7 protein-coding genes are annotated in these 6,045 nt (G+C 60.8%); 3 read left to right on the top strand and 4 right to left on the bottom strand.

Features of this window, described 5'->3' with window-relative positions; genetic code table 11:
- Together ACYVDE_RS12745 and ACYVDE_RS12740 are read right to left on the bottom strand one after the other, a co-directional pair.
- Positions 1-614 (bottom strand): oxygenase MpaB family protein (locus tag ACYVDE_RS12745; protein ID WP_460501926.1); only part of this gene is annotated, 614 nt, incomplete at its 3' end.
- 179 nt (positions 615-793) lie between these two features.
- On the bottom strand, positions 794-3,097 hold the full coding sequence (locus tag ACYVDE_RS12740; RefSeq protein ID WP_460501925.1) for an efflux RND transporter permease subunit: 2,304 nt from the start codon (positions 3,095-3,097) through the stop codon (positions 794-796).
- 301 nt (positions 3,098-3,398) lie between these two features.
- Between ACYVDE_RS12740 and ACYVDE_RS12735 the strand changes: the two genes are divergently transcribed.
- Together ACYVDE_RS12735 and ACYVDE_RS12730 are read left to right on the top strand one after the other, a co-directional pair.
- Entirely contained in the window at positions 3,399-3,857 is a 459-nt protein-coding gene (locus ACYVDE_RS12735; RefSeq protein ID WP_460501924.1) for an ankyrin repeat domain-containing protein, read from the top strand.
- Positions 3,858-3,955: 98 nt separating this feature from the next.
- Positions 3,956-4,192, top strand: a complete 237-nt coding sequence (locus ACYVDE_RS12730; RefSeq protein WP_460501923.1) for a hypothetical protein — start codon at positions 3,956-3,958, stop codon at positions 4,190-4,192.
- Between the two features lie 86 nt (positions 4,193-4,278).
- On the opposite strand, the gene ACYVDE_RS12725 is transcribed toward ACYVDE_RS12730, so the two are convergent.
- A complete protein-coding gene (locus ACYVDE_RS12725) occupies positions 4,279-4,833 on the bottom strand; it encodes a hypothetical protein (RefSeq protein ID WP_460501922.1) in 555 nt (184 codons plus the stop codon).
- 136 nt (positions 4,834-4,969) lie between these two features.
- Between ACYVDE_RS12725 and ACYVDE_RS12720 the strand changes: the two genes are divergently transcribed.
- Positions 4,970-5,764 (top strand): thymidylate synthase, encoded by a 795-nt coding sequence (locus ACYVDE_RS12720; RefSeq protein ID WP_460501921.1) that lies wholly within the window; start codon positions 4,970-4,972, stop codon positions 5,762-5,764.
- 84 nt (positions 5,765-5,848) lie between these two features.
- Here ACYVDE_RS12720 and ACYVDE_RS12715 read toward each other — a convergent pair.
- Positions 5,849-6,045, bottom strand: a 197-nt coding sequence (locus ACYVDE_RS12715) for a hypothetical protein (RefSeq protein WP_460501920.1), incomplete at its 5' end; no start/stop codon positions are given.

Raw genomic sequence — 6,045 nt, 5'->3', positions numbered from 1 at the left:
TGCGCCCGCACCAGCTGCGGCACCACCAAGCCCTGCACCAGCCGTAGCAACTGGTAGCGCAGTCCCCCGAGGTGCTTGCGGTACTGCCGGTACAGGTCGGCGGTGAGGGCGCTGGCGGCGGTGTCAGCGGCCAGGTGTTGCGCCCGGGCCTGCAGCCATTCGGCGTAGGAAGCCGGCAAATTGGGGATGCCCATGCGCCGCCCCACCCGGCAGAAAACGTCCGTTATTTCTTCGCATTCGGCTGGCGTGAGCGGGCGCTCCAGCACCTCAAACGCCCGGATGGAATAGCCGATGAGCATGAACAGCACGTCGCGGTAGGCCCAGGCCGGAATGACCCGGCCGCGCTTCGCCTCCACGGCCGCGTGGATGGCGGCAATGCTGTCGATGGCCTTTTCGGCCCCGGCGCGGTCGGCAAACACGATGCGGCGGGCGTAGTCGACCGTCGAGAACAGGCGGCCCAGCGGGTCGGCCGGCAGGCGGCCGGTGAAGTAGAGCCAGTCCACGGCCTTGTTGAGCGCAAACTCGGCCGCCGCCCCGGCAAAGATGAACAGCACGGTATCAGACGAGCCCCAGATGCGGCGGACAATGGAAGTAGGAGCAACGAATTGAATCATATTATTCGAAGAACTTTGAAATACAAAGTTAATAAAAGTTCCGTTTGTGCGCATCCGGGCAGAGCGATGTAGAGACGCGACACTTCGCGTCTCCGGTACCGCGCCGCTTGGGTTTCGCTTGGGCGTCATTGTTCAACGACGAGACGCTAAGCGTTGCGTCTCAACATCGTTCTGTCGGTTTACTCCTGCGGGACGGCCAGCTCCTGCGCCACCACGGCCTTCGGTTGGTGCTTGTAGAAAAACAGTATCAGCAGCGGCAACAGCGTGAGCTCGGCCACCACGCCGAAGAGCAGCGTGAGGCCGATGAGCAGGCCCACGTAAAACGTACCATCGAACGAGGAGAACAGCAGCGTGGAGAAGCCGCCAACCAGAATCAGCGAGGTAACGATAACGGCTTTGCCGGCCAGCAGGTAGGTATGCTTCACGGCCTTGAACAGGTTGGGCTCGTGGCTGAGTGTAAGGCGTAGCTTGCTGATAAAGTGAATGGTATCATCGACCGCGATGCCGAAGGCGATGGTGAAGATGATGCTCGTGCTCACCTTCATGCTCACGCCGGCCAGGCCCATTACGCCGGCCACGATGAGGATGGGCACAAGGTTGGGAATGAGCACCACTACCGTCATGCGCAACGACTTAAACAGGGCCAGCACGATGAGCGTGACCATCACAATGTCGATGCTCATCCCGGTTATCATGTTCAGCGTGAGGTTTTCGTTGTTCTTGTCGATGAGGTTACTGGAACCGGTGAGGCGGGTGCGCAGCACGGTGGAATCGGTGCTGGTGCGCAGGTAACGACGCAGGCCGGCGTTCAGGGCATCGGCCCGGATGCTGCCCACGTCGGCCATGCGGCCGGTGAGGCGGCCGGCCCGGCCGTCGGGCAGGGCCAGGGCTTTGAACTCGGGCTTTTTGCGGAAGAGCTTGAGCTTGCCGCGCAGCCGGGCCAGCTCGGCCGAATCGGCAGGCAGGCGGTATTCGGCCAGGCCACCACCGTTCAGGGCCTTGCGTACCGATTTCACCAGCGTGACGGGCGAGGCGGCGAAGCGCAGACCGTAGGTATCGCGCAGGTAGGTTTCGATTTTTTCGGTTTGGCGCAGCACGGCCAGGTCGTAGATGTCGCGGCCGTGCTGCGGTTTCAGCTCCAGCTCGAAGGGCCGCACGCCGGCAAACTGCCGCTCGAAAAAGGCAAAATCGAGGCGCACAGGGTCGTTTTTCGAAAGGTCGTCGAGCATGGCCGAGTTGATGCGCACCCGCGTGGCCAGCCCGATAGAGGCGGCCAGCACCAGCCCGCTCACCACGAAAATAAGCCGCCGCCGCACCAGCACCGTCCGAAACAGGCGGCCCAGCACGCCATCCCAACTGTGGCCCTGCTGGCGCGGCACCCGCAATTGCGGCTTCTTGAGCAGCAGCAGCAGCGCTGGGAGCAACGTGAAGCTCAGCACGAACGCCAGCAGCACGGCAATGCCCGTGAACAGCCCGAAGTTATAAATCGGCCGGATGGTGCTGGTCATCAGCGTGAAAAAGCCCAGGCTCGTTGTCAGGGCCGACAGCCCCGAGCCGAAACCCGATTCCTTGAGCGTGACGCGCAGCGCGTCGCGCTTGCTGGCCCCGTAGCCCAGCTCGCTCACGTAGCGCGTGATGATGTGCACCGTGTCGGAAGTGCCCACCACGAACATCATCACCGGCAGCAGTGCCGTCATCAAATCGATGCTGATGCCCGAAGCGCCCATCACGCCCAAGCCCCACAAAATGGCCCCCAGCACCACCACCAGCGGCAGCACCACGCCCCACCATGTCCGGAACGTGAACCAGAGCAGACCCGTCACGAGCAGCACCGACAAACTCATAAACACGGCCAGCTCCCATTGCAACCGGTCCACAAACACCGATTGGGCTACCGCGCGCCCGGCAAAGTGGTAGTCTTTCTCCGGAATATTAAGCCGCACCAGTCCGCCGCGCAGGGTGGCCAGCAGCGAGTCGCCGGGCGGCTTTTTCAGGTCGGGCGTGGTCTGGATAACGAGCGTGACAGCCCGGGCATCGGGGCTGAATACGTTGCCCACGAGGCCCGGCGTACGGTAAATCAGGGTCGAGTCGGCCGCCCGGCGGGCGGGCTCGGCGGGGTGCAGGTAGGGCAGGTTGAAGAAGCCCAGCCCTTCCACCACCGGGTTGCTGATGGTGGTGGGGGAGGTGACGGCCACCACGTGCGGCGCGCGCCGGGCTAGCCGCGTCAGCGAATCGATGCGGGCCAGGAAGGCGGGCGCGAATACGGTTTGGCCGGCCGGCGCTTCCACGCCCAGCAGCAGGTAGTCGTTGTCGTTGCCGAAGCGGCGGGTGTAGCCCTGGTAGTAGTCGAGGTCGGGGTCGCCGGCGGGGTAGAAGTCGTTGAAATTGTAGTTGAACCGCAGCTGGGCCACGTAGTAGGCGCTGAGGGCGGAAAGCAGGCCCAGCACCAGCAGAGCAAGGTGGGCAGAACGACGAAGGGACATTGGGGAAATGGAAGCGGAGAGCAAATTTCGCGACTGTCATCCTGAGTGCAGCGAAGGACCTTATCACGTTAGAACAAATCTTCCTGACGTAATAAGGTCCTTCGCTGCACTCAGGATGACAGTCATACCTAACCCTAACAAGCCACCGGCCACAACGTTCGGTGGCATTTGCTGGGTCGTATTACTTTTCAAGCAAAGGCTTATAATTATTGAAGCAACGCCCTTTTTAACGTGATTGCGGCTTCCGGCGGGCGCATCTTTGTGGAATTATTTCCCCTGAAAATATTTGCTGCCTACGGATATGAAGCGCGTTTTATTGCTGGTTGCTACCTTATTCTGTTTCACTACGGCCGCGTCGGCCCAAACGCCCACGCCCGCCCAGAGCCTGAAAAAAGCGGTGCTGAAAAGCGACCTGCCCGCCGCCGAAGCCCTGCTCAAAGCCGGCACCGACCCCAACGCGCCCATCGAAATAGTGCCAGGCTCGGCCACTACCTACCTCATCACGGCCGCCACCGCCAACAGCCTCGACATGGCCAAACTGCTGCTGCAGGCCAAGGCCCAGGTGAACCAGGTCGACGCCTTCAAAACCACGGCCCTTATGACGGCCGCCGGCAAAGGCAACGTTGCGCTGGTGACGCTGCTGCTCGCCAGCGGGGCCGACGTCCGCGCCAAAGACGACGATGGCAAGGATGCCCTCGCCCTGGCCAAAGAGGGCGGCCACGCCGCCGTGGTGGCGTTGCTCGAAGCCAAATTGAAATAAGCGGGCGCGACGCGTCGCAATAGTCCGGCGGCGGTGTATCTTAGGGCTGCGAATGCCAGTGGTACTTCGCGTCACCCCTTCACCCAACTGCATTTCCCATGAAAAAGTCCCTGCTCGCCCTCGCCCTGTTTGCCTTCGCCGGCAGCACCGCCTTCGCCCACGACGGCCACGATAAGGATGGCAAAAAAGGCAAGAAAGCCTCGTGCTCGACCGAGATGAAGGCTTCCTGCTCGAAAGACATGAAAGGCGGCATGGCCGGCGGCTCGTGCTGCATGAAAGGCGGCAAAACTGCCGCCAAAACCGAAGCTAAGGCGACGGTAGCTACCGTGAAATAAGTGCTTAAGGCAGTGCTCGCCGCTGCTTGAGAAACGAAAAGCCGCTCCGGAAACGGGGCGGCTTTTCGTTTCTGGCTACTGGCTAATCAGTCTCGCTGGGCCAGAAGCTGTCGGGCAGCCGCCACCGCGGTAGGAACCAGCGCGTTGGCAGCGACTATCGCCGCCAGCTCCTCCGTTGATTTCCGGGCAAACCGCTCTTTAAAAGTGGCAATCTCCTGTTGCTGGACCTTTCTGATTTTCTCGTCTGAGGGGGCGGCAAGTGCTAGCAGCTTCGCATTAACTCTGCTCGCGTAGAGTATGTATGTAATCAGCCCAATAGCCGCTACTACTAAGCTTATACTGATGCGAAGCGGCCCGAAGGCAACCGAAACATTCGTTTCGCTAATGATGAAATTCAACAGCCCAAACATACCGAGTAGGAGAGTCAGCGCTAGGAAATATTTGTAGTAGTGCCGGCAAAAGAAAAAGGCTGCCAGCGTTGCGCTCGTAGCGGCAAAGGCTCCGTAATGCTTCGCTGATAATACGTAATTGGCGGGGGCTCCCTCATCGGTTGTGGTGCCTTTTAGCCAGAAAACAAGCGTGCTAAGACAGCAAGCTGCCAGTAGCAGCGTTGGAAGTAGCGGGCGGTAGCGAGCATGCATTGTTTCTGGAAAAGACGGTCTTTGGGTAGCTAAAGATAGTCGGGCAAAGAACGGACCCGCAAAAAGGACATATCAACCAGTTGCTGGTCCGTAAATTTGACCTCGACAAGCCTATTGTAGGTTCACCTCGCCACCCATGCGCCAATACCAAGCTCTGCTCCGCCAAATCCTCGACACCGGCACCGTGAAAACCGACCGTACCGGTACCGGCACCGTGTCCATCTTCGGCCCGCAGATGCGGTTCGACTTGGCCGAGGGCTTCCCGCTGGTGACGACCAAGAAGGTGCACCTGAAAAGCATCATCCACGAGCTGCTGTGGTTCCTTAAGGGCGATACCAACATTGCATACCTGAAGGAGCACGGCGTGAAAATCTGGGACGAGTGGGCTGATGCCAACGGCGACCTCGGCCCCGTGTATGGCCACCAGTGGCGCTCCTGGCCCGACGGCCGCGGTGGTCATATCGACCAAATTGCCCAGATTATCCAGCAGCTGCAGACGCAGCCCGACTCGCGCCGCATCCTCGTTTCGGCCTGGAACGTGGCCGAGCTGCCCGAGATGAAGCTGCAGCCCTGCCACGCGCTATTCCAGTTCTACGTGGCCGACGGCAAGCTCTCGTGCCAGCTCTACCAGCGCTCGGCCGACGTGTTTTTGGGCGTGCCCTTCAACATTGCCAGCTACGCCTTGCTCACCCTCATGGTGGCGCAGGTAGTGGGCTTGCAGCCCGGCGAATTCATCTGGACCGGCGGCGACACCCACCTCTACAGCAACCACTTGGAGCAGGCCCGGTTGCAGCTGCAGCGCGAGCCTCGTCCGCTGCCGCAGATGCGCATTAACCCTGAGGTGAAGGATATTTTCGGCTTCCGGTATGAGGATTTCGAATTGGTGAATTACGACCCCTGGCCGGCCATTAAGGCGCCGGTTGCCGTTTAGGGCAAGGTTTCTGCGCGCAGGATTTTGCAAGGTGAAAAGGGGTTTCGCAAGGTTGATTGGTCGTCAACTTGGCGAAACCCCTTTTCACCTTGCAAAACCCTGCGCGAAGGCGGCCGGGCTATCAGACAGGAAACAGACGCCACCAAGCTGCCGGATGACGCGCACCGAAGCCACATTGGCCGTAAAAACTGCGTCTGCGGCGAGCAGTTCTGCCCGGGCAAACAACCCTTCGCGGCATTCCACGCCCGCCGTCCGCGCCGCGCGCAGCACCTGCGCCCGGC

The sequence above is a fragment of the Hymenobacter agri genome (genome assembly GCF_054778495.1).
The sequence above is the reverse complement of the archived record's forward strand: the minus strand, read 5'-3'. Positions and strand labels throughout refer to the sequence as shown.

Excerpts from the sequence above, each read along its gene's own strand:
- ACYVDE_RS12740 (WP_460501925.1), bottom strand. The coding sequence starts at position 3,097 with ATGTCCCTTCGTCGTTCTGCCCACCTTGCTCTGCTGGTGCTGGGCCTG.
- ACYVDE_RS12735 (WP_460501924.1), top strand. The coding sequence starts at position 3,399 with ATGAAGCGCGTTTTATTGCTGGTTGCTACCTTATTCTGTTTCACTACG.
- ACYVDE_RS12730 (WP_460501923.1), top strand. The coding sequence starts at position 3,956 with ATGAAAAAGTCCCTGCTCGCCCTCGCCCTGTTTGCCTTCGCCGGCAGC.
- ACYVDE_RS12725 (WP_460501922.1), bottom strand. The coding sequence starts at position 4,833 with ATGCATGCTCGCTACCGCCCGCTACTTCCAACGCTGCTACTGGCAGCT.
- ACYVDE_RS12720 (WP_460501921.1), top strand. The coding sequence starts at position 4,970 with ATGCGCCAATACCAAGCTCTGCTCCGCCAAATCCTCGACACCGGCACC.